This window comes from Streptomyces harbinensis, assembly GCF_900116145.1.
GTDB lineage: Bacteria > Actinomycetota > Actinomycetes > Streptomycetales > Streptomycetaceae > Streptomyces > Streptomyces carpaticus.
In genome coordinates this window covers 262,876-285,883 of the sequence record NZ_FPAB01000006.1, presented here as the reverse complement: position 1 = coordinate 285,883, position 23,008 = coordinate 262,876, and the positions used below count along the sequence as shown (strand labels likewise).

Sequence of the window (23,008 nt, the reverse complement as noted above, 5' to 3'; positions counted from 1 at the left end):
GGCGGCCCCCTTCCGTGTCGCAGTCGGTGTTACTTGACGGAGCCCGCCATCACGCCCGTCACGAACTGGCGCTGGAAGGCGAAGAAGATGCCCAGCGGGATCAGCATCGACAGGAAGGCGCCCGGCGCCAGGACCTCGATGTTGCTGCCGAACTGGCGCATCTCCTGCTGGAGCGCCACCGTCATGGGTGGGGAGCTGGAGTCGGCGAAGATCAGCGCCACCAGCATGTCGTTCCACACCCACATGAACTGGAAGATGCCCAGCGCCGCGATGGCCGGGCCGCCCAGCGGGAGTACCACGCGGGTGAACAGCCGCAGTTCGCCCGCCCCGTCGAGCCGGGCCGCCTCCAGCAGTTCGCGCGGGATCTCCGCGAAGAAGTTCCGCAGCAGGAAGATGGCGAACGGCAGCCCGAAGGCCGAGTGGAAGATCACCACGCCGACCGTCGTCTCGAAGATGCCGAGCGTGTTGAACAGCCGCGCCACCGGGATCAGCGCCACCTGCACCGGTACCACCAGCAGCGCCACCACCAGCACGAACAGCCAGTCGCGGCCGGGGAAGTCCAGCCACGCGAAGGCGTACGCGGCCAGTGCGCCGAGCACGATCACCAGCACCGTGGACGGGACCGTGATGGCGATCGTCGTCCACAGCGAGCTGGTGAAGGCGTCGTTGCTGAGCAGCGCGCTGTAGTTCGCGCCGGTCCACTGGCCCGGGTCGGTCAGCGCCTCCCACCAGCCCGAGGACGCGATGTCCCGCGGGTCCCGGAAGGAGGACGCCAGCAGCCCGGCGGTGGGCAGCAGCCACAGCACGGCCAGCACCGTCAGCACCACCCGGACCGCGCCGCCGCCCGCGATCGCGCCGATGCGCGAGGCGAGGGACGGTTTGGGCGGCCCGGCCGGGGCGTCCGTACGGTGCGGCGGCGGGTTGGGGGCGGACGGGGCCGCCGCTTCGGTCGAGGCGCTCACCGCTTCTTCTCCTGTCGCAGCCGCCGCACATTCATGATCATCATCGGCACGCACAGCACCAGCAGCAGCACCGCGATGGCACTGCCGAGCCCCTGGTTGGCCCCGCCGCCGAACGACGACCGGTACAGCTCAAGCGCCAGCACGTTGGCGTCCGCCTGCGAGGAACTGGGCGCGATGACGTACACCAGGTCGAAGACCTTCAGCACGTTGATCATCAGCGTCACCAGCACCACCGCGAGCAGCGGCGCCAGCAGCGGCACGGTGATCCGCCGGAACACCTGCCACTCGTTCGCGCCGTCCACCCGGGCCGCCTCCAGCGTCTCGCGCGGCACGGCCGCGAGTCCGGCGGCGATCAGCACCATGGCGAAGCCCGCCCACATCCAGACGTAGCTGGCGATGATGGCGGGCGTGACCAGCGTCGGGCCCAGCCACTCCACCCCGTTGTACGCGGCGGTGAAGTTCCCGGCGGCCAGCCGCAGCTGGGTGCCGTCCGCGTCCTCGGCGGGCAGGCTGAACGTCCCGTCGTCGCCGGTGGTGGCCGAGGCGGCGACACTGCCGTCCTCCCGTACCGCCTCCACCTTCAGCCCGGACAGTGCCTTCTCGCCCGGGTCGATGACGTCCTGGGTACCGCCGCCGCCCGGCGCGAAGTCCAGCCAGACGGTGCCGGTGACCGCGCCCGGGTCGGCGGCGGCCGGCGCGGCCTCCGCCTCGCCCGAGGCGTCCGCCGGCTTGACGCCGACCAGCGGCAGCAGCACCGGCTCCCCGGCGCGCGCCGTGGCGTCCACCAGGTACGCGCCGTCCTCCTGCGCCGTCAGCCCGGTGTCCGGGCGGGGGCGGGCGTCGGGCCAGGCGGCGCCGCCGGAGAAGGTGTCGTGCACCGTCACCAGCGCGGCGTTCGCCAGACCGCGGTCCGGGTCCTGCTCGTACACCAGCCGGAAGATGATGCCGGCCGCCAGCATGGAGATGGCCATCGGCATGAAGACCACCAGCTTGAACGCGGTGGCCCAGCGGATGCGTTCGGTCAGCACCGCGAAGATCAGCCCCAGGCCGGTCGCGACGGCCGGGGCCACCACGATCCAGATCAGGGTGTTGCTGAGCGCCTTGCGGGTCGCCTCATTGGTGAAGAGGTCCTGGAAATTCTCAAGACCGACGAAACTACTGCCCGACGCGTCGAAGAGACTGCGCTGGATCGTGTACCCGATCGGGTACACGATCAGCGCGCCGAGCAGCAGCAGCGCGGGCAGCAGAAAACATGCGACGGCCCAGGGACGAGCCCTGATGACCGCTACCGCCTTGGCGGAAGCCATGGTCCGTGTCAGCCCCGCTCCGCGTCAGTGACCGTACGCGCGTACGGCCTGGGCCTCCAGGTACTCCTGGGCGCCCTCGATGTCGGCCGGGTTGCGCAGGAAGTTCTGGAGCCCCTGCCACATGCCCTGTCCCGTGGTGCCGCCGAACGCCGCCGGCGCCTGGTCGGACATGTCGAAGCGGAAGTCGTCACCGGCGGCCAGCAGCGCGGCGGCGATGTCCTGCGTCACCTGGTCCGGGTACGCCTCCAGCTCCAGCGAGTGGTTGGGGGACAGGTAGCCGCCCGGCTGCGCCCAGATGCGTGCCGCGTCGGTGGACGCCAGGAACGCCAGCAGCGCCTCCTGCGCCTCGGTCGCCGTCCCGTCGGTGGTCAGCGCCACCGCCGCGTCGCCGGCCGTCACCACCGGGGCGTCACCGTCCACCGCCGGGAACGGGAAGACCAGCGCGTCCTCGCCGACGACCGCGTCCGTGTTGCCCGCGATGAACGCGGCCACGAAGTCGCCCTCGTACACCATGCCGGAGGTCGGGGCCTCCAGGTCGGAGAAGGTGTTGGTGACCGAGGCCGGGAAGTCCGTCTGGAGCGCGCCGGAGCCGCCGCCCGCCAGCAGGGTGTCCTCGCCGAACAGTTCGCCGAGCGTGGTCAGCGCGTTGGTGACCGTCTCGTCCGTCCACGGGATCTCGTGCGCGGCGAGCTGGTCGTACGCCTCGGGGCCGGCCTGCGAGAGGTAGATGTTCTCGAACCAGTCGGTCAGCGTCCAGCCGTCGGCCCCCGCGACCGATACGGGCGTGGTGCCGGAGTCCGACAGCAGCCAGGCCGTGTCGATGAACTCCTGCCAGCTGGTCGGCTCCGTGGCCCCGGCGGCGGCGAAGGAGTTGGCGTTGTACCAGACCAGCGACTTGTTGGCGACCTTCACGTACACGCCGTACTGCTCGCCGTCGTACGCGCCCAGATCCTGCCAGCCCTGGCCGAAGTTGGCGTCCAGCTGCTCCTGGACGGACGGGCCGACCGGGGCCAGCCAGCCCTTCTCGGCGAACTCGTGCAACACGCCGACCTGCGGCACCATCACGATGTCCGGCGGGGCGCCGCCCTCGATCTTGGTGCCCACGAAGTTGGAGACGTTGTCGCTGCTGGGCACGAAGCTGACCTTCGCGCCGGTGCGGTCCTCGAACTCCTTGAGGACGGCGACGAAGTTGTCGCGCTCGGCGCCCGTCCACACGGCCGCCACCTCCAGGGACTGGCCCGCCAGGTCGGGCAGTTCTATGGAGGGGGCGTGATCGCCGCCGTTGTCGCCGCCGCCGCTGCCGTTCCCCCCGTTGCTGTCGCTGTCGCTGCCGCACGCCGCCGTGAAGGCGAGCGCGGACGCGACGGCCACAGCCGCTGCGGCACGGGCCGCTCTCCGGGGTCCCCGAATCGAACTGGGCATGAGTTCCGTCCTCCATCATCTGGCGTGGCGGGCTCACGGCACTCGGTTGTGCGGTACCGGGCATGCCACGCCGCACGTCCTTGTGTCCCTCGTACTACGCCGCGTGGCCGGGGACAGGCAAGACCAGCCGCCTCGCCAACCTTCCTTTGTGACTACCCCGTTATCGGTCATCGCAGCTCAGCGGGGGAAAGCGTTCGGTTGTGTGAGGGGATGTGCGAGTGTGAGGGGGCGGTTGGGTCAGACGAGGGAGGCGGTGCCCGCGGTGTCGTTGCGGCCCGCGCGGACCGCCGCCGAGGCCAGCAGCGCGATGTCGGTGGGGCCGTTCCCCAGTTCCTTCACCGGCCGCCGGGCGGGCGGATCGCCGGCCGTGGACCAGTCGAGGCGGGTGACGGTCGGGCGCAGGGTCGCGGTCCGCGGGATCCGGCCCGTCACCCGGCCCGCCTGGAAGGCGGTGACGGCGGTGGGCGAGGGGGTTACGGCGGCCGGGCCGGTTGCCGCGGTCGGGCCGGTCGTGCCGGTCGCCGGGGGTGCGGTGGTCGCGCTGGTGACGCCCGTGGCGGGAAGGGCCCCGGAGCCGGCGCGCAGTTCGCCCCGGCCGGCCGGTGACCCGCCGAGCACGATCAGCGGACCGCCGCCGGGTGCCTCCGTCAGGTCGGCCCCGGCGGCGATCAGATGCACGCCGAGCCGGTGCCCCTCGCGGGCGATCGCCTCCAGCACCCGTATGACGGATCCGGCGGCGGGCCGGCCCGGCGCACCGAGCGGCGGCGTCAGCAGCAGGTCCAGATCGTCGGCCAGCACCACCAGGCGCGGCAGTTGCCCGGCCGAGGAGGGAGGGGAGGATGGTGCGTCGTGGACGGTGCGCGGGGCGCGGGCGCTGCCGTCGTCGGCGGGCGGCCGGGGCGCCACCACCGCCGTACCGAACGTCCCGTCCTCGCCCAGCAGCAGGGCGCGCCGCTTCAGCTCGGCCCGCAGATCCTGCGCGAAAGACCGCATCCGCATCGGATCGGTGGCCGCCAGATGCCCCGCCACCTGCGGCAGTTCGGCCGCCGGACGCAGCCCGCCGCCGGTGGCGGAACCCTCGATCAGCAGAAGGGACAAGGCGTCCGGGTCCGCGCCCGCCGCGAGTGAGACCGCCAGGGAACAGAGGAGTTCGGTACGGCCGGAGCCGGGCGGACCCGAAATCATCAGCGGGGCACGGAACGCGGCCAGATCGACCTCCACCGGCCCCGTACCGCCGAGGCCCAGCACGAGGGGCAGCCCGCTGCGCCCGGCCCACCGCTCGCGCAGGGCGGCCGGGGTGACCCGGGGCAGCGCCAGGACGTCCAGCAGCCGCACGCTGTCGGGCAGCGGCTGCGGGGACCCGCTTTCGGGCGCGGCACTGCTCTCCGCGCGCTCCCCGAGCGGCGCGAGCGCCCGCGCGAACCGCTCGGCCCACGCCCGGGACACGGCGTCGGCCGTGACCGGCGGCCGGGCGGCCCCGTCCGGGCCGGTGAGATGGAGAACACCGGTGACGGAGTCGCTCAGCACCCCGGTGGTGGCGCAGGCCACCGGCGCGCGGACGCCCGCGGTGTCGGCCAGGACCAGAAGGTGGATGCCGGCGGCCGGCCCCTCGGCCGCCAGATGGACGGCGGCCTCCCGGGCGGCGGGGGAACCGGGATCCCCGTCGATCAGGACGACGGTACGGGGGGTGGTGGCGGAGGTGGGGACACCTGCCGCCTGCCGTGCGCCCGGTCCGTCCTGCCGGTGCCGGGCTTGCTGTGCCTGTCGGGTTTGCTGCATGTGCTGGACCAGTTCGCGCAGCCGGGCCGCGATCTGTGTGGGGTCGAACCCCACGAGCAGCCGGCAGTTCTCGCCTCGGGCGGGCCGCAGATGCGGCAGCCAGCCGAGCCAGGACCACTCGCGGGCGCCGCCGTCGGCCAGAACGACGATCCGCAGCGTTCCGGGGTCGTGCAGGGCGGCGAGCTGGGCCAGGACACCTCGGGCCAGGCCGGTCAGCCGCTCCCGGGGCCCGGTGAGCGCGAGCGAACCGGCCTCCGGCAGGGGGAGCGTCACCGGAAGCAGCGGCCCGGCGGGTTGCTGCACGGTGCCGAGCCGCACGGTGAACGCGTCCGGGTGCGCGCCGTCGCGCGCCCACAGCAGGGGATCGCCCTCGACGGCGGCGAGCAGTATGGCGGCGGGGTCGGGCCACCGGGCATCGGCGGCGGCTGCCTCGGCCCGCGCGGCGGCGACCTCGGCGGCGTCCGCCGACCGCCCGCCGCGCCCTATCCGCAGCGCCCATCCCACGATCCCTTTGCGCGGCGGGCGCAGCGCGGGCTGCCCGACGCGCGTGACGTGCGCGTCCGGCCCACCGCCCGCCACCTGCGGCGCGCCGGCCCCCGCCTCCTGCGCGCCCTGCGCGCGCGGAACGCCGGGTGTGGTGCCCCGGGAGGGGGCGGTGCCCGGGGAGGGGGCGGGCGTGGCGGCGTCGGCTCCGGCGCGGGCGGTGGCACTCCGTGCGGCGGCGTGGCTGGTCCCACCGGGGCCGGTGGGCGGCTCGACGCCCCGCACGGGGCCGGCATCGCCGGGGCGGAGACCGCTCCGGTCGGCCGGAGCGCTGCTGGTGCTGGTGCTGGTGGCGGTGTTGCCAGCGCGAGGTCCGGCGTCCTGCGGCGGGGTCGTGCCGGGCCGGGAGGCCCGGGCCTCATCGGAGTGGCTGGTGGGGTCGTCCGCGCTGGTACTCGTGCGGGCCGTGGTGCTGCGTCCGGAGGCCATGGCGGCGGCGGATCCGGTGTGGCCCCCGGTGGGTGGCTCGACGCTCCTCCCGGGATCGGTGTCACCTGGGCGGTCGGCGAGAGAGCCGTGGGCCCGGGCGCCCTCGCCCCGGGAGGGGTTCGTGTCCCTGCCGGTGCCGGGACGGAAGGTACGGGTGTCGTGCGCGGGACCGGTGGTGCCGGAGCCCTGGCCCGCGTGTGATTCCAAGCCCTGGGCGGCGGCTGCGCCGAACTGGGAGGGCGCGCCGCTGCGGGGACGGGCGGTGTCGTTCCGTCCGGTATCCGTGTCCCCGCCCGGACCGGTCCGGAGCGCCCGGGCGTCGAGCGCGGAGTCCGCGTGCGTCGGCGCTCGGCCTGTACGCGGGTCCGCGCCCTGCGCGCCCGGGCGGGCCGGTGGGGTGCCGTGAGCAGCGGTGCTGTTGTTCGCTCCGGCGGCAGCGCTGGTGCGGGGGTCGCTGGTCCGCCCGACGGCGGTGCCCGTGCCGGGTCGGGATGTCCGGGATTCGGCGGTGGGGCTGCCGTTCTCCGGGCCCTGCGTCTGGTGGCGCTCGGTGCCTCGGGTGGGGTCGCCGGTGCCTGGCCCGTTCGTCGGGGCGTCGGCGGCTTGCGTGCGGGCGCCGGGCTGGTGGCCCGGGGTGAAGGGGCCCATGTCGGTGCTGGGGTAGGGCCGGGGATCACCGGCGCGGTCGTACCGCGTGCCCCGGACGGTGCGGCTGGTCTCCGGGGAGAACACGTCCGACCCCGTGTCGGCGCTCTCCCGGGCATGGGGGACGCCGGTGTCGGAGGTCCGCGCGGCGTCCCGGGATCTGTCGTGCGACTGCCCGGCGACGGAGGCGCCCCGGTCGGCGCTGTGCCCGTCGTGCTGGGACGGGATACCGCCGTGGCCCGGGCCGGGCACGGTGCCGCGCGATGCCTGTGGGTGCGGTGCCCCGGAGGCGGCGCGGTCCGCTGTCGGCCGACCGGTTCCGGAGGTGGACGGGGCGGGCGGAGCGGCGGGTGCCGGGCCCGGGTCGCCCGCTGCGGACCGTTCCGCTCCGGGGCGGGACGGTCCGGTGGCCGGGGGAGTGGGGACCGTACCGCCCGTGCCGGGCGCGGACGGTGCCCCGGGGGCGGAGTGGTCCCGCGTCGGCCGGCCGGATGGGGTGGCGGACGGGCCGGTGCGCTCCGGACCCGGGTGCCCCGCCGGGGACGCGTCGCCGCCGCGCGACATCCGCGCGCGGGGTGCGTCGGGGGCGGCCGTAGCCGGACCGGGGTGGTCCGTCGCCGCCCGTGCCGCCGCCCGGCGGGCGGAGCCGGGGCTGGTGTCCGGCTGCTCCGGGCGGTGCGGCTGCTCCGGGTGGTGCGAGGGGTGGTCCTGCGGCCCGCCGGAGTGGTCCTGGGTGCCCGGGGGGACGACCCGCAGGGTCGATTCGCCGACCCGGAGCTGGGCGCCCGGCGGGATCGGGGTGGCCGGGGCGGTGACGGGGCGGCCGTCGATCTGGGTGCCGTTGGTCGAGCCGAGGTCCGTGACCGTCACCGTGCCGTCGGCGCCGAGGGTCAGCGCGCAGTGCAGCCGCGACACATCCGGGTCGCGCAGCGCGACATCCGCGCCGGAGGATCGTCCGATCCGTACCTCGCCGCCGAGCAGCAGATGCACCCCGCCCGCGTCCGGGCCGGCCACCACCAGCAGCCGGGCCGCCTCGGCGGGCGGGCGCGGGGCGGCCAGCGGCTGGTGGAACGCCAGTACCGCGCCATCCACCAGCGGCGGCACGCCCAGCACGGCGTGCCGGGGGTCGAGCCGCTGGTCCTCGCAGTAGACGGCGGCCGGCGCTCCGGCGCCCGGGGTGGCGGTGGCGGCCAGCGAGCCGAGTACGGCGTCCAGCGGGGTGTCGGCGGGGGCGGTGATCTGGACGTCCACGGCGCCGCCGGCGGCGCCCCGTCCCAGAACGGTCAACCTGATCTGCATCGGCATCGGCCCTCCCGCTCGCCCCGGCCCGCCCGGAGTGACTCCGGCCGGTCGTCTGCTCGTTCGCCCGATCGCACCCGTTCGATCGCATCGGATGCTGATGGTGAAAGCATCCTCGCACCCGACGCCGACACCTGGCCCCGTCAGCCGCAGTTAATGATCTTGATTGCCCGGATCTGACCAGATCTGATCGCTCGGCCCCCGCCACCACCGGGAACCGCCGCCCCGGGACGGCGCATCGTAACCTTCCGAACAGACGGCCGCCCCGGGGTCACCGGCGGCGGCATTAGAGTGGAGAACTCGGTCTCGTCACCACTCGTCATCACCACCATCAGCGAAGCATCAGGGAGCACACGTGCGGCCGGTCGGCAGCAAATACTTGCTCGAAGAGCCCCTCGGGCGCGGCGCTACCGGGACCGTGTGGCGGGGCCGCCAGCGCGAGACCGCCGGGGACGAGGCGGCCGTCGCCGGCTCCCCGGGCGAGCTGGTCGCCATCAAGGTGCTCAAGGAGGAGCTGGCCCACGACCCCGACGTCGTGATGCGCTTCCTGCGCGAGCGCTCCGTCCTGCTCCGGCTCACCGACGACAACATCGTCCGCACCCGGGACCTCGTCGTCGAGGGCGAGCTGCTGGCCCTCGTCATGGACCTCGTCGACGGCCCCGACCTGCACCGTTACCTGCGCGACAACGGCCCCTTCAGCCCCATCGGCGCCGCGCTCGTCACCGCGCAGGTCGCCGATGCGCTGGCCGCCGCGCACGCCAAGGGTGTGGTGCACCGCGACCTCAAGCCCGCGAACGTCCTGATGGCCGGCGGCGGCCAGGACGGCGCCCCGCTGCGCCCCCTGCTCACCGACTTCGGCATCGCCCGGCTCGCCGACTCCCCGGGCGTCACCCGCGCCCACGAGTTCGTCGGCACCCCTTCCTACATCGCCCCCGAATCCGCCGAGGGCCGCCCACAGACCTCGGCCGTGGACGTGTACGCGGCCGGCATCCTGCTGTACGAGCTGGTGACCGGCCGCCCGCCGTTCGCCGGGGAGAACACCCTCCAGGTGCTCCAGCGCCACCTCAGCGAGCAGCCGGCCCGTATCGAGGGGCTGCCCGAGCCGCTGTGGACGGTCATCGACCGCTGTCTGCGCAAGAGCCCCGACGAGCGGCCCAGCGCCGTCAATCTGGCCAAGGCGCTGCGGACGGTGGTGGCCGGGATCGGCGAGCACGCCACCCGTGAGCAGGCCGACGCCGCGTACGGGGTGGCCGCGCTGTTGCTGCCGGACTCCGCGCCGGTGAAGGTCGCGGGCCCCGGCGGGCCCGATGCCCAGCCGACGCAGGCCATGCCCGGCGGCTCCCACGACCCGAACGCCGCCACCAGCGTGCTGCCCTCCGCCGGGGCCGGCCCGGGCGGTGCGGCGGGCGGCGCAGGCGCAGGCGCCGGCGGCGCCGGGAACGGTGGCCTGGACGGTACGCGGGTGATGCCCGCGCAGCCGGGACCCGCCGAGCCGGCCGAGCCGCCGCCGTGGGCGGACCAGATGCGCGCCGCCCGGGACCGCAACGAGCAGACGCAGTTCCAGCAGCTCGACCCGGAACAGGACCCGCTCTACCGCGCCCCGCAGCGTCAGCCGCAGCGCCGCCAGCCCCCGCCGCAGCAGCAGCCCCCGCAGCGCCGCCCCCAGCGGCGCAGCACGGCCGCAGCCGCCGGGCACTTCGGCTACGCGGACGAGCAGCGCTACCAGCAACAGCCTCAGCCGCAGCCCCAGCAGTACCAGGCGCCCCAGCCGCAGCGGTACCACGAGCCGCCGCCGCAGCGGTACCAGGAGCCCCCGCGCCGCCGCGAGCGGGAGCCGGAGCGCGAGCCGCGCGGCCGGTCGCGCAGCGCCAACCCCATGCGCATCCCCGGGCTCGGCTGCCTCAAGGGCTGCCTGTTCATGGTGGTGATCCTGGTCGTGATCGCGTTCCTGCTCTGGAACTTCACGCCGCTGCCGGAGTGGGTGGCCGAGGGCCAGAGCTTCTGGGAGGCGACCAAGGACTGGTTCAGCTCCGTCGGCGAGTGGCTGGGTCTGGTGGAGCAGGCACAGGACGCCGTGGACAACGTTCCGAGCAACTGACCGGCGACGCCGACCTGGGGGATTTGTCGACTTCCCGGGACGGATTCCGGCCGCCGCTTGCCATCAAACCCGGGCAAGCCGGGCGGCCGGCGGGTCCCTCCGGCGGACGGCCGTCGTAGCCTCACGCCATGGCACGGAACATCGGCAGCCAGTACACGACCCACCGCGTCCTCGGGCGCGGCAGTGCCGGAACGGTGTGGCTCGGTGAGGGGCCCGAGGGCCCCGTCGCGATCAAGCTGCTGCGCGAGGACCTCGCCGCCGACCCGGATCTGGCGGAACGCTTCGCCCACGAGCGGCACGCCCTGCTGGGCCTGGAGCACCCGCACATCGTCGGCGTCCGCGATCTGGTCATAGGGGGACCGGACGGCAGCGACCTCGCCCTGGTGATGGACCTGGTGCGCGGCCCCGACCTGCGCACCCATCTGGAACGGGAGCGGCGGCTCGCCCCGTACGAGGCGGTGGCCGTCGCCGCCCAGATCGCCTCGGGCCTGTCGGTGGCGCACGCGGCCGGGATCGTGCACCGCGACATCAAGCCCGAGAACATCCTGCTGGAGCCGGCCGCGGACGGCTCGGGGCCGCCCACCGCGCTGCTGACGGACTTCGGCGTGGCCAAGCTCATCGACGAGCCCCGGCACGGCGGCAAGGGCGGCGTCGTCGGCACACCCGACTACATCGCCCCCGAGATCGTCGAGGGCCTGCCGCCGCGCGCCGCCGTCGACATCTACGCGCTGGTGACGGTGCTGTACGAGGCGCTGGCCGGCTTCACGCCGTTCGGCGGCGGGCACCCCGGGGCCGTCCTGCGCCGCCAGGTGACGGAGAAGGCGGCGCCGCTGCCCGGCCTGCCGCAGGCGCTGTGGGATCTGATGCAGCAGTGCCTGGCGAAGGCCCCGGCGTCCCGGCTGCGGGCGGGCGAGCTGGCCTCCCGGCTGCGGGAGGTGCTGCCGTCGCTGGAGGGGCTGCCGCCGCTGGACATCGGGGACCCGGACGGGCCGGACGAACTCCCGGCGCCGACGGAGCCGGGCGGCGCCGACCCGGGGCCGCTGCCGGCCGCCGTCCCGCTGGTGCACCCCGACCTTCTCGACGACGAACGCGCCACCCACACCCGGATGCGGGTCCCCGACGCGGAGGAACTGGCGGGCGGCGCGCACGGTACGGCGCGTACGCCCCGCGCGCCCGGCCAGGCCCGCGCCGGATCGGCGCGCCACCAGGCGGCCACCCGCCGCAAGCGCCGGCTGGCGGTCACCGTGGCGGCCGGTCTGGCGGCGGCCGTCGCGCTCGGTGGCTGGCTGTTGGCGGGCGGCGACGACGGCACCGACGACGGCCGGGGCCCGGGAGGGACGGCGGAGCAGGACCTCCCGCCGACCGCCACCCCCTGACCGTCCCCCGGTCCCCCGGGTCCCGGAGCCCGGGGGACGGTGCGCCGCTGGTCCCCCTGGACCGGCCCCGGCGGGGGCCCAGGAGGCCGGGAAGGCAGTGCGCGGCCGGGTGGGATGCGGCAGCCGTTAGGCTGGGGTATGTGGCAGCAGTCGATGTATCCGAAGCTCTGAAGTCTCTCGCCTCCACCATGGAGTCGATCGAGGCTGTCCTCGACCTCGACCAGCTGAGGGCCGATGTTGCCGCGCTGGAGGAGCAGGCCGCGGCGCCCTCGCTGTGGGACGACCCCGAGAACGCCCAGCAGGTGACCAGCAAGCTGGCCCTCCTCCAGGGCCAGGTGCGCAAGACCGACGAACTGCGCGGCCGGATCGACGATCTGGAAGTGCTGTTCGAACTGGCCGAGGCCGAGGACGACGCCGACACCCGGCGCGAGGCCGAGGCCGAACTGGCCGCCGTGCAGAAGGCGGTGGACGAGCTGGAGGTCCGCACGCTGCTCTCCGGCGAGTACGACGGCCGCGAGGCGATGGTCAGCGTCCGCGCCGAGGCGGGCGGGGTCGACGCGGCGGACTTCGCCGAACAGCTCCAGCGGATGTATCTGCGCTGGGCCGAGCGCAAGGGCTACCCGACCGAGGTGCTGGACACCTCGTACGCGGAGGAGGCCGGCATCAAGTCGACCACCTTCACCGTCAAGGCGCCGTACGCGTACGGCACGCTCTCCGTCGAGCAGGGCACGCACCGGATGGTGCGGATCTCGCCGTTCGACAACCAGGGCCGGCGGCAGACGTCCTTCGCGGGCGTCGAGGTGCTGCCGGTGGTGGAGCAGACCGACCACATCGAGATCCCGGAGAACGAGATCCGGGTGGACGTGTTCCGTTCCTCCGGACCCGGCGGCCAGTCCGTCAACACGACGGACTCGGCGGTGCGGCTGACCCACCTGCCGACCGGGATCGTCGTCTCCTGTCAGAACGAGAAGTCCCAGATCCAGAACCGCGCCGCCGCGATGCGCGTCCTCCAGGCGAGGCTGCTGGCGCATCAGCGCGCCGAGGAGCAGGCCAAGATGGACGCTCTGAAGGGAGACGGCGGGAATTCCTGGGGCAACCAGATGCGCAGCTACGTGCTTCAGCCGTACCAGATGGTGAAGGATCTGCGGACGGAGCACGAGGTCGGTAACCCGCAGGGTGTTCTCGATGGTGACATCGACGACTTCCTCGAAGCGGGTATCCGGTGGCGCAAACAGCAGGAGAAGTAACCTTCACCCAATTCTCACGTGTTGAACGGCATTTAACGGACATCCCGCTTGACGCTCGCATGACGAGCGGGAAAGCTGTTCGCGGCATGCCTGTGTTCTGGGGTGCGAGTTGCAGCGGGGTACGTCAGTACGGACCGGCCTGAGCCGCCGAGGATGCCTCCCCGCAGCGCCGCCGCAGCCCTTGAGTGAGGCTGCGACCCCACGACAGTCATTGTCGAGAATCAATAACTACAGGGGGTAGTGGATTTATGGCCAGTTCCAAGACGCGGGCCAACGTCGCGCGGGTTGCCGCAGCGGCGATTTTCGCGGCCGGCGCGTCCCTCGCGGTGGTCGGTACGGCCAACGCGACCGACAGCCCCAAGGCGGAGACCACCTCCGGCCTGGATGACCTGCTGCCCGGTATCACGACCGCCGGCGTGGACGGTGGCGAGGACAACGGCGGGTCCGACGGCGGCGACAGCGACGGCGGTGACTCCGACGGCGGTGACAGCGACGGCGGCGACAGCGACGGTGGCAATGCCGAAGGTGGCAGCGGTGACTCCGACGGTGGCGACGCCGAAGGTGGCAGCGGTGACAGCGACGGCGGTGACGCCGAGGGCGGCAGCGGTGACTCCGACGGCGGTGACGCCGAAGGTGGCAGCGGTGACAGCGACGGTGGTGACTCCGACGGTGGCGACAGCGACGGTGGCGACTCCGACGGTGGTCAGCAGGGCGGCGGCTCCGGTGGCCCCGGCCCCGGGGTGAGCGAGGGCTCCACCGGTCCCGGCCCGCAGACCGAGGGCGGCACCAGCCCGATCGAGCAGAACCCGCCGACCGAGGACATCACCGAGACGGTCCCGGACACCACCACTCCCGCCGGGGAGACCCCGAACGGGGACCGTGGTGAGCTGGCCGAGACCGGTGCGTCCGGCGGTGAGGCGCTGCTCATCATCGGCGCCGCGACCATGATCGCCGGTGGGGTGGCCTTCCGCTACCTGCCGCGCCTCGTGAACAAGGGTGCTGCCGCCGCCTGACGGCGTCCCGCACCCACCGCGTAACGCGTAACGCGACCGGGCCCGGAGCGAGAGGAATCCCGCTCCGGGCCCGGCGTGCGTCCGCGTACGGTACGGCGCGGCGCGCGGGTCGTCTCAGGCCGGTCTGGCCACCAGCAGCAGTACGGCCGCCAGCGCCACCAGCGCCGCCACCAGGAACGCCCCCGGGGCGCCCAGCGGGCCCCACGCCCCCCGCTCCTCGCGCATCCGCGCGAGCCGGTCCCGGCACACGGCGCACCGGCCCTCGCTCACGCGCCCCGCGCAGTTCGCGCACACCAGCCAGTCGGCGGCGGTCATGGCGATCGTCTCCTCTCACAGCCCCCTCCTTACCTACTGTGCCAGGCTTTGGCCGGAGCCGCAGACACCACATCGGTACAAAGCGGGTGGTAGCGGTCGGTGTCTGCGGACCATGCGCCGCGTCGCGTAAGGTCTGTGCCCAGCGAGGGGGGAGCCTCCCCCAGCCATCGGCCGGGAGATACCGCCAGGGCTTCCGCCGCATGTACCCAGCCTTGACGTGGTGTAACCGTGATCCGATTCGACAATGTCTCCAAGACGTACCCCCGGCAGACCGCGCCCGCGCTGCGCGATGTCTCCCTGGAGGTCGAGCGTGGCGAGTTCGTCTTTCTGGTGGGCTCCTCCGGCTCCGGCAAGTCCACCTTCCTGCGGCTGCTGCTCCGTGAGGAGCGGTGCAGCACCGGCACCGTGCACGTCCTCGGCAAGGACCTGGGCCGGCTGTCCAACTGGAAGGTGCCGCAGGTACGCCGCCAGCTGGGCACCGTCTTCCAGGACTTCCGGCTGCTGCCGAACAAGACCGTCGGCGAGAACGTCGCCTTCGCGATGGAGGTGATCGGGGAGTCGCGCGGCAAGATCCGCAAGACCGTCCCCGAAGTCCTCGATCTGGTCGGTCTGGGCGGCAAGGAGGAGCGGATGCCGGGCGAGCTGTCCGGTGGTGAGCAGCAGCGGGTCGCCATCGCCCGCGCGTTCGTCAACCGCCCCATGCTGCTGATCGCCGACGAGCCGACGGGCAACCTCGACCCGGACACCTCCGTGGGCATCATGAAGCTGCTCGACCGCATCAACCGCACCGGTACCACCGTGGTGATGGCGACGCACGACGCGCAGATCGTGGACCAGATGCGCAAGCGGGTGATCGAGTTGGAGAAGGGCCGGCTCGTGCGTGACCAGACGCGCGGTGTGTACGGCTACCAGAACTGACCTCGGGCGTTCCGAAGGCACCCCACCCCCGCACTGAAAGGACGCCATGCGCGCCCACTTCGTCCTGTCGGAGATCGGAGTCGGTCTCCGCCGCAATCTCACGATGACCTTCGCGGTCATCGTCTCGGTCGCCCTCTCGCTCGCGCTCCTCGGCGGCTCGCTGCTGGCCAATCAGCAGGTCAACAGCATGAAGGACTTCTGGTACGACAAGGTCCAGGTCTCCATCTTCCTCTGCAACGAGAACGACGCCGACAACGCGCCGCAGTGCGCGCGCGGCGCGGTGACCGAGGACCAGAAGGAGGAGATCCTCGGCGAGCTGGAGTCGATGCAACTGGTCGACGAGGTCTACCAGGAGTCGGCGGCCGAGGCGTACGACCGGTACCAGGAGCAGCAGGAGGGCCAGCCGATCGCCGCCGTGGTGACGCCGGACCAGATGCAGGAGTCGTTCCGCGTCAAGCTGGTGGATCCGGAGAAGTACGACGTGGTGGCGACCGCGTTCGCCGGCCGGGACGGCGTGTACTCGGTGGAGGACCAGCGGGCGCAGCTGGAGAATCTGTTCGCGCTGCTCAACGGCGTCAACTACGCGGCGCTGGGGCTGATGGCGCTGATGCTGGTGGTGGCGCTGCTGCTGATCGTCAACACGGTGCGGGTGTCGGCGTTCAGCCGCCGCCGGGAGACCGGGATCATGCGGCTGGTGGGCGCGTCCAGTTTCTACATCCAGATGCCGTTCATCCTGGAGGCGGCGATCGCGGGGCTGCTGGGCGGCCTGTTCGCGTGTGTGCTGCTGGTCGGGGTGAAGTACTTCGCGATCAACAACTTCCTGGCACAGGAGATCCCGCTGATCAACTTCATCGGCTGGGACGCGGTGATCTCGGTGCTGCCGTTCGTGCTGGCGGTCGGCGCGCTCATGCCGTCCGTGGCAGCTTTCTTCGCGCTGCGCAAGTACCTGAAGGTGTGATCGGGGTGTGATGAATCACGCCACGCGGGCCCGAACGGCCTTCCGCGCGCCCCGGTTCGGTGTCCTACACTCCCGTCCATGTCAGGTCCGACTGATCGGCTGACGCCCCGGTCTGTCCGGCGTGGGGCGGCTTTGGCCTGTGTGTTCGCCGGTGTGCTGATGTCGGGGGCCGCGACCGGCTCCTGGGTCGAGGACCCGGAGCCGGGCGGCGGCGGGTGGGCCGGCCGGGCGCCCGAGGCGGCCGGTGACGACGGGGCGCCCCGGGACGCGGGGGACGCGGACCGGCTGGTGAGCCGCAGCGGCGACCGGTGGGCGGCGGCGTACTCGCCGCAGGAGTACGAGCGGCTGCGGCTCTCCCTGGAGGGGGAGTACGTGGGGACCGGGATAGCGGTCAGCCGCACCCCGGACGGCCGGATCGTGGTCGGGGAGGTGCACGCCGGCAGCCCCGCCGAGGAGGCGGGCATCCTGCCGGGCGACGAGATCGTCACCATCGACGGCGCGGGCCTGGACGGCGGCGCGGTCACCGACGCGGTGGGCCGGCTGCGCGGCAGCGACCGGCCGACGGCGGCCGGCCCCGGTTCCACGGTGCTGCTGGGCCTGGCACGGGGCGGGGAGCAGTGGGAGACGGAGGTGGCCAGGGCGCGGCTGACGGCGGAGACCGTGACCGTGACCCGGGAGGTGCCCGGGGTGACCCGGATCCATGTCTCCTCCTTCACCCGGGGCGCGGCGGATCAGCTGCGGGAGGCGGTGGAGCGGGTCCCGGCCGGGGACGCGGTGCTGCTGGACCTGCGCGGCAACGGCGGCGGGCTGCTCACCGAGGCGGCGCTGGCCGCGTCGGTCTTCCTGGACGGCGGCCTGGTCGCCACCTACGACGTGCACGGCGATGAGCGGGCGCTGCACGCGGAGCCGGGCGGGGACACCGCGACCCCACTGGTGGTGCTGGTGGACGGGGGCACCATGAGTTCGGCGGAGCTGCTGGCCGCCGCGCTCCAGGACCGCAACCGGGCGGTGCTCGTCGGGTCGCGCACCTTCGGCAAGGGGACGGTGCAGATGCCGAGCGAGCAGCCGGACGGTTCGGTGGCCGAGCTGACCGTGGGCCACTACGTGACCCCCTCGGGGCGGACGGTGGACGAGGAACGGCCGGTGGAGCCGGATCTGCCGGTGGGCGCGGGCGAGGACGCCGAGGCGAAGGCGCGTACGGTGCTGGCGGGCCTGGCGTAAAGGGGCGGCGCCGGGCGGGCCCGGCGCCGTAGACTGATCACGTCATGGCTAAGGGGAACAAGGGCAAAGAGACCAAGATCGGGTCCGGCCGCAAGCTGATCGCGCAGAACAAGAAGGCGCGGCACGATTACGAGATCCTGAACACCTACGAGTGCGGCCTGGTGCTGACCGGCACCGAGGTGAAGTCGCTGCGGCAGGGCCGGGCCTCGCTGGTGGACGGCTTCGCGCAGCTCGACGGGGGTGAGGCGTGGCTGCACAACGTGCACATCCCGGAGTACGCGCAGGGCACCTGGACCAACCACGCGGCGCGCCGCAAGCGGAAGCTGCTGCTGCACCGGGCGGAGATCGACAAGCTGATCGGCAAGGTGCAGGAGACCGGTCTGACGCTGGTGCCGCTCGCGCTGTACTTCTCGAACGGGCGGGTGAAGGTCGAGGTGGCCGTCGCGCGCGGTAAGCGGGAGTACGACAAGCGGCAGACGCTGCGGGAGAAGCAGGACACCCGCGAGGCGCAGCGGGCGATGTCGGCGGCGCGGCGCAGGCAGCGGGCCTGAGTCCCGGGGAAAAAGCCCGGGCACGGCGCGAGGGCGTGCCCTATACTGGGGGAAGCGGACCCGGTGAGGGTTCGGCTGTTTGTTAATTCAACATGGGGATGATCGGTTTCGACAGCGGTTGTCGAAGCAGGGGAAGCGAGCCGAGGAAGCGGCAATGATCTCGTTAACCATATGCCGCAAAAAAATAATCGCCAATACCAAGCGCGATTCCTTCGCCCTCGCTGCATAAGTAGCGACTGGTGAGGTGCCAGCCCGGGCCTGTTCCCGTCCCGGTTCCTGGTATCAGCTAGGGAACTTCACCGTTAGCCCCGGTCACGGGGGGTAACGGGACATTTCACAGTGACTGAGCCCGTCGGAGACTTGTCCGCGTGATCTCCGGGGCCGAGAAAATCGCAGCGGACTGCGCTCGGAGAAGCCCTCCTTCCACATCGTTGGACGCGGGTTCGATTCCCGCCATCTCCACCGTTTCACCGTCAGGCCCCGGTCCGCGTTCGCGCGGACCGGGGCCTGATGTCGTCGACGGCCCGGGCCCGGTGTCGGTGGGGCCCGGTAGGGTCACCGGCATGGGAGACAGCGCACCGGGGTGGGATCTGCCGCGCCAGCAGGACCAGGACACCGGACGTCATCGGACGAAGTGGATCATAGCGGGGGCGGTGGGGGTCACCGTGCTGGCGATCGGCGCGGTCCTGCTGCTCCGCGACGGCGACAGCGACAGCCCGGAGGGCGCCGCGCGGGCGGAGGCCGAACGGTTCCTCGGCGCCTGGGCGGACGGCGACCCGGAGGCAGCCGCCGCGTTCACGGACGACCCGGAGGCCGCGGCCTCCCTGCTGGAGTCCGTGCAGCGCAACCTGGGCGCCGAGGAGACGGCGCTGACCGTCAGCGGGGAGCCTGCGCGGGGCGATCTGAGCGCGGGCGCCCCCGAGGCGTCGTACGCGGTGCCGTTCACCGCGGCCTTCACGCTGCCCGGGCTCGGCGAGTGGTCCTACGAGTCCAGCCTGTACGTCGTGCGCGACGGCCCCGAGGACGAGGGCTGGCACGTGCACTGGGAGTCGCCGCTGGTCCACCCGGAGCTGGTGGACGGGCAGACGCTGGTGCTCAGCACCGACCGCCCCGAGCGGGCGCCGATCCTCGCCGCGGACGGCAGCCAGCTCGCCGGCCCGTCCGCCGTGTGGGACCTGAGCATCTGGCCGGCCCGGCTGACCGACCCGGACGCCGCCTGGGAGGCGCTGGACGGGCTCGACGTCGGCCTGGACACCGACGCGCTCGCCGACCGGGTCGCGGACTCCGACCCGGACCAGGCCGTCTCCGTGGTGAGCCTGCGCGACCAGGTCTTCCGGGAGCACGAGGACGAGCTGCGCGCCGTCGAGGGCCTTCAGTTCGCGGAGGACACCCGGCCGCTGGCCCATCTGGCCCGCACCGTGGTCGGCGGCATCGACCCGGCCACCGGCACCGGCTCCTCCGGGCTCCAGGGCCGGTACGAGGAGCAGCTGGCCGGCACCGCCAGTGCCACCGTGGTGATCGCCGACCGGGAGTCGGGGGACGCGGTGGAGGTGCTGTACGAGCAGGAGGGCGGCGAGCCCGGCACCCCGGTGCAGACCACTATCGACGCCGGGATGCAGCGGGCGGCCGAGGCGGCGCTGGAGGGCACGGACCAGGCCGGGTCGATCGTGGCGGTGCGGCCGTCCACCGGTGAGGTGCTGGCGGCGGCCGACTCGCCGCTGGACGGCGGTGACCGGTCGCTGAGCGGGCAGCTCGCGCCGGGCTCCACCTTCAAGGTGATCACCACGGCGGCGCTGCTGGAGAGCGGCACGGCACCGGGCGAGGCCATCGGCTGCCCGAAGTACGAGACGGTCGAGGGGTACCGCTTCCAGAACCAGAACGAGTTCGAGCTGGGCCCGGACACCACGCTGCACGAGGCGTTCACCGCCTCCTGCAACACCGCGTACATAGGCAACCGCGACCGGTTCGACAACGACACGCTGCGGCTGACCGCCGAGGCGTTCGGCATCGGTGTGGAGTGGGACCTGGGCGCGGGCTCGTTCGACGGCAGCGTGCCGGACGCGGAGGGCGCCAGCGACCTGGCCGCCTCCCTGATCGGGCAGGGCCGGGTGCAGGCCAGCCCGCTGGTGATGGCCTCGGTCGCGGCGACCGTCGCCGAGGGCACCTTCCACCAGCCGGTCCTGGTGCCGGAGGCGGTGCCGGACCCGGCGGCGGCGCCGCGCGAGCTGAGCGCGGAGACGGTGGACGCGCTGCGCACGATGATGCGCGACACCGTCACCCAGGGCACCGCCACGGTGCTCGCGGACGTGCCCGGGGTGGCGCACGCCAAGACCGGTACCGCCGAGTTCGACACCGGCGACGGTGAACTGTCCACCAACGCCTGGCTGATCGGCTACCTCGGCGAGGCCGACCTGGCGTTCGCGGTGCTGTTGCTGGACGGCGGCTCGGGCGGCGCCACCGCCGGGCCCATCGCGGTGGACTTCCTCACCGGGTTCCAGGAGTAGAACGCGCCCCGGGCGACCGCCGCCGCCAGCGCGGCGGCGGTCAGCGGGGTGAGATATCCGGCGGCGCCCGGCGGCAGGTGCTCGGCCACCCAGCCGCCGGCCGCCGCGCCCGCCGCGATGCCGGACAGCAGGGCGGTGACCGCCAGCGACATGCCCTCGTTCAGCCGGGCGGGCGGCGTCAGCTCCTGGAGCAGCGTCATCCCGGTCACCATGGCGGGCGCGGTCGCCATCCCGGCGATCAACAGGGCCGGGACCAGCGGGAGCAGTGCGCCGGTGGCGGCGGCCACCAGGAGTGGCAGCGTCATCAGCGCCGCCATCACCCCGACCCAGCGCACCATCCGCCGCCGCACCGGCCCGCCCGGCGGGGGCAGCAGCCCGAACGCGAGGCCCGCCGCCCCCGACCCGGCCGCCTGCGCCGCCAGCACCGCGCCCGCCCAGCCCTTGAGCCCCAGGCCGTCCGCGTAGGCGATGGTCACCACCTCCAGGGAGCCGAACACCCCGCCGGTGCACAGGAAGGTGACCAGCAGCGGTGGCATGCCCGGGAGCAGCAGCGGAGTGCGGCCGGCCCGCGCCGTCCCTGCCGGGCGGGGAGCGGCGGGCGGTTCGGTACGGCGCTGGGCCGCGAACAGCAGGCCGCCGGTGACCAGCAGCGCCACCGCCGTGAGGGTGCCGGCCGCCGGGGCGAGCCCGGTGCACAGCCCGGCGGCCAGCAGCGGGCCGAGCAGGAAGCACAGTTCGTCCAGGGCCTGTTCGAAGGAGTTCGCGGTGTGCCGGGCGGCCGGCGCGTCCCGGTACAGATGCGCCCAGCGGGCCCGGGACATGCCGCCGGTGTTCGGGGTGGCGGCGGTCAGCGGGACGCAGCAGAACCACGCCCACAGCGGGGCGCCGCCGGTGACGCACAGCAGCAGCCCCAGCTGCCCGGCGCCCGTCAGCAGCACGGCGGGAACGGTGACCCGGGCCTGCCCGTACCGGTCGACGAGCCGGGCCAGCAGCGGGCCGCCGGCCGCCGAGGCCCCGAGGGTGGCGGCCACGACCGCGCCGGCCAGCGCGTACGAGCCGTGCACGGTGGTGATCAGCAGCACGGCGGACACCGAGAACATGCCCATCGGCAGCCGGGCCAGTGCGTTGGGCAGCGTGAACGCCAGCGCCCCCGGCGTCTCGAACAGCCGGGCGTACGGGCCGCGCGGACGCGGCCGGCGCGGCCCGCGGCCGGGTGCGGGTGCGGGGTCGGGCGGAAGGACGACGAGGGTGTGGCCGGTCAGCGCGAACTGCATGACGTTCACCCTCCGGCCGGGCACCGCCGGACGTCCAACACCTGTTCAGCGGCGATTGACGCACTCCTGTTGTCAATTGAGAATGGCGGCATGCCGGGACTCCAGGACACCGACCCCCGGCTGCTGCGCGCCTTCGTCGCGGTGGCCACCGAACTGCACTTCACCCGGGCCGCTGCCCGGCTGTTCGTGGCCCAGCAAGCGCTGTCGCGCGACATCAGGCGGCTGGAGGACCGGTGGGGGGTACGGCTGTTCGTCCGCAGCACCCGGCAGGTGACGCTGACGGCCGAGGGCGAGCGGCTGCTGGAACCGGCCCGGCGGGCGATCGCCGCGCAGGAGGAACTGGCGGCGGCGGTGGCGGGCGCCGGGGCGGCGGACCGGCCGCTGGTGGTGGACGTGGGCGCACCGGCGAGCACGGCGCGGCGGATTCTCACGGCGGCGCGGGAGGCGGCGCCCGGGGTGGAGTTCGTGGCGCGGTTCCACAGCGGTCTGGTGGGGGCGGCGGCCGAGCTGGTCACCGGCGAACTGGATGTGTCCTTCGGCCGGTTCGCCGGGCTGGACCCTCAGCTGCGGGCGGTGCTGGCGCACCGCCCGGTGCGGTACGAGCGGGTGGCGGTGCTGCTGCCGGCCGGTGATCCGCTGGCCGCGCTCGCCGAGGTGCCGCTGGCGCGGCTGGCCGGCCGCGAACTGTACGCGGGGGCGGGCAACCCGGAGACCACCGAGTGGACCGACTTCGCCCGCCGGCTCTTCGCCGGCCGCTCCATCGCGGTGGCGCCGCCGTTCCCGAGGATCGACGGCGAGGAGGAGTTCGTCCGGCTGGTCCTGGCGCGCGGCTGGACGGTGCTGGCCAGCGAGGAGTTCACCGAGGTACCGGGCATGGTGCTGCGCCCGCTGACCGACCCGGTGCCGCTCTCCCCGGTCTCGATGGTGTGGCCCCGCACCCTGCGGCACCCCGGCCTGGCCGCCCTCACCGCAGCGGCGACGACCCTGGCGACGCCGGGCGACTGGCTGCACCGCCCGCCCGGGGCCTGGCTTCCCGAGCCGGACCGGGGGCTCCTCCCGCCGGCGGACGCCGGCCGGGAAGCGCTCCCGGGCGGGTAGCCGTGCGCCGGTGCGCGGGAGGGCGCGGCGTCCTGGGGTGAGGTACCGC

The 23,008-nt window shown here is 73.7% G+C and carries 16 protein-coding genes and 1 other RNA gene; 11 read left to right on the top strand and 6 right to left on the bottom strand.

Translation table 11 applies throughout. The features are described from left to right. Positions 1-29: 29 nt before the first annotated feature. The 4 genes from BM385_RS18915 to BM385_RS28260 form a co-directional block, all read right to left on the bottom strand. Positions 30-962, bottom strand: coding sequence for a carbohydrate ABC transporter permease (locus BM385_RS18915; protein ID WP_019435221.1), 933 nt, complete (start codon positions 960-962; stop codon positions 30-32). Further along, complete coding sequence (locus tag BM385_RS18910) at positions 959-2,269, bottom strand: ABC transporter permease (protein ID WP_093843777.1); 1,311 nt, start codon at positions 2,267-2,269, stop codon at positions 959-961. The genes BM385_RS18915 and BM385_RS18910 overlap by 4 nt, the downstream gene beginning before the upstream one ends. A gap of 24 nt (positions 2,270-2,293) precedes the next feature. Then, a complete protein-coding gene (locus BM385_RS18905; protein WP_019435223.1) occupies positions 2,294-3,640 on the bottom strand; it encodes an ABC transporter substrate-binding protein in 1,347 nt (448 codons plus the stop codon). A 288-nt stretch (positions 3,641-3,928) separates the two neighbouring features. Beyond that, positions 3,929-8,386, bottom strand: coding sequence for an FtsK/SpoIIIE domain-containing protein (locus BM385_RS28260; protein WP_139275203.1), 4,458 nt, complete (start codon positions 8,384-8,386; stop codon positions 3,929-3,931). A gap of 355 nt (positions 8,387-8,741) precedes the next feature. Here BM385_RS28260 and BM385_RS18895 point away from each other — a divergent pair, with 355 nt between their 5' ends. From BM385_RS18895 to BM385_RS18880, 4 genes are all read left to right on the top strand, one after another. Beyond that, on the top strand, positions 8,742-10,484 hold the full coding sequence (locus BM385_RS18895) for a serine/threonine-protein kinase (protein ID WP_019435225.1): 1,743 nt from the start codon (positions 8,742-8,744) through the stop codon (positions 10,482-10,484). A 128-nt stretch (positions 10,485-10,612) separates the two neighbouring features. Beyond that, a complete protein-coding gene (locus BM385_RS18890) occupies positions 10,613-11,860 on the top strand; it encodes a serine/threonine-protein kinase (RefSeq protein ID WP_093843775.1) in 1,248 nt (415 codons plus the stop codon). A 140-nt stretch (positions 11,861-12,000) separates the two neighbouring features. Continuing rightward, entirely contained in the window at positions 12,001-13,107 is a 1,107-nt protein-coding gene (prfB, locus tag BM385_RS18885; protein ID WP_026047684.1) for a peptide chain release factor 2, read from the top strand. Between the two features lie 248 nt (positions 13,108-13,355). Beyond that, positions 13,356-14,120, top strand: a complete 765-nt coding sequence (locus tag BM385_RS18880; RefSeq protein WP_093843774.1) for a hypothetical protein — start codon at positions 13,356-13,358, stop codon at positions 14,118-14,120. Positions 14,121-14,234: 114 nt separating this feature from the next. Here the strand turns inward: BM385_RS18880 and BM385_RS18875 are convergent, their stop codons facing one another. Further along, a complete protein-coding gene (locus BM385_RS18875) occupies positions 14,235-14,435 on the bottom strand; it encodes a hypothetical protein (protein WP_019435229.1) in 201 nt (66 codons plus the stop codon). A 228-nt stretch (positions 14,436-14,663) separates the two neighbouring features. On the opposite strand from BM385_RS18875, the gene ftsE reads away from it, so the two are divergent. The 6 genes from ftsE to BM385_RS18845 all read left to right on the top strand — a co-directional run bounded on the left by ftsE (position 14,664) and on the right by BM385_RS18845 (position 20,587). Continuing rightward, positions 14,664-15,353, top strand: a complete 690-nt coding sequence (ftsE, locus tag BM385_RS18870; RefSeq protein ID WP_019435230.1) for a cell division ATP-binding protein FtsE — start codon at positions 14,664-14,666, stop codon at positions 15,351-15,353. 46 nt (positions 15,354-15,399) lie between these two features. Then, complete coding sequence (gene ftsX / locus BM385_RS18865; RefSeq protein WP_019435231.1) at positions 15,400-16,311, top strand: permease-like cell division protein FtsX; 912 nt, start codon at positions 15,400-15,402, stop codon at positions 16,309-16,311. A gap of 78 nt (positions 16,312-16,389) precedes the next feature. After that, the gene (locus BM385_RS18860) at positions 16,390-17,532 is read left to right on the top strand and encodes a S41 family peptidase (protein ID WP_175543037.1); all 1,143 of its coding nucleotides are present in this window, start codon (positions 16,390-16,392) and stop codon (positions 17,530-17,532) included. A gap of 44 nt (positions 17,533-17,576) precedes the next feature. Next, positions 17,577-18,083, top strand: a complete 507-nt coding sequence (gene smpB, locus BM385_RS18855) for an SsrA-binding protein SmpB (protein WP_019435233.1) — start codon at positions 17,577-17,579, stop codon at positions 18,081-18,083. A gap of 94 nt (positions 18,084-18,177) precedes the next feature. Continuing rightward, positions 18,178-18,548: a transfer-messenger RNA gene (gene ssrA, locus BM385_RS18850) on the top strand. Between the two features lie 98 nt (positions 18,549-18,646). Beyond that, on the top strand, positions 18,647-20,587 hold the full coding sequence (locus tag BM385_RS18845; protein WP_254791651.1) for a penicillin-binding transpeptidase domain-containing protein: 1,941 nt from the start codon (positions 18,647-18,649) through the stop codon (positions 20,585-20,587). Here the strand turns inward: BM385_RS18845 and BM385_RS18840 are convergent. Beyond that, positions 20,476-21,861 carry an MFS transporter gene (locus tag BM385_RS18840; RefSeq protein ID WP_107407826.1) on the bottom strand — a complete coding sequence of 462 codons (1,386 nt, stop codon included), beginning with the start codon at positions 21,859-21,861 and terminating at the stop codon, positions 20,476-20,478. The genes BM385_RS18845 and BM385_RS18840 overlap by 112 nt on opposite strands. Before the next feature lie 90 nt (positions 21,862-21,951). Between BM385_RS18840 and BM385_RS18835 the strand changes: the two genes are divergently transcribed. Then, positions 21,952-22,959: a LysR family transcriptional regulator gene (locus tag BM385_RS18835; protein WP_093843771.1), complete on the top strand. Its 1,008-nt coding sequence runs from the start codon at positions 21,952-21,954 to the stop codon at positions 22,957-22,959. The last annotated feature ends 49 nt before the right edge of the window (positions 22,960-23,008 follow it).

Coding starts and splice junctions, on each gene's coding strand:
- BM385_RS18880 (WP_093843774.1), top strand. CDS start 13,356: ATGGCCAGTTCCAAGACGCGGGCCAACGTCGCGCGGGTTGCCGCAGCG.
- BM385_RS18840 (WP_107407826.1), bottom strand. CDS start 21,861: ATGCAGTTCGCGCTGACCGGCCACACCCTCGTCGTCCTTCCGCCCGAC.
- BM385_RS28260 (WP_139275203.1), bottom strand. CDS start 8,386: ATGCAGATCAGGTTGACCGTTCTGGGACGGGGCGCCGCCGGCGGCGCC.
- BM385_RS18910 (WP_093843777.1), bottom strand. CDS start 2,269: ATGGCTTCCGCCAAGGCGGTAGCGGTCATCAGGGCTCGTCCCTGGGCC.
- BM385_RS18875 (WP_019435229.1), bottom strand. CDS start 14,435: ATGACCGCCGCCGACTGGCTGGTGTGCGCGAACTGCGCGGGGCGCGTG.
- BM385_RS18860 (WP_175543037.1), top strand. CDS start 16,390: ATGTCAGGTCCGACTGATCGGCTGACGCCCCGGTCTGTCCGGCGTGGG.
- BM385_RS18835 (WP_093843771.1), top strand. CDS start 21,952: ATGCCGGGACTCCAGGACACCGACCCCCGGCTGCTGCGCGCCTTCGTC.
- BM385_RS18845 (WP_254791651.1), top strand. CDS start 18,647: ATGGGAGACAGCGCACCGGGGTGGGATCTGCCGCGCCAGCAGGACCAG.
- BM385_RS18890 (WP_093843775.1), top strand. CDS start 10,613: ATGGCACGGAACATCGGCAGCCAGTACACGACCCACCGCGTCCTCGGG.
- smpB (WP_019435233.1), top strand. CDS start 17,577: ATGGCTAAGGGGAACAAGGGCAAAGAGACCAAGATCGGGTCCGGCCGC.
- ftsX (WP_019435231.1), top strand. CDS start 15,400: ATGCGCGCCCACTTCGTCCTGTCGGAGATCGGAGTCGGTCTCCGCCGC.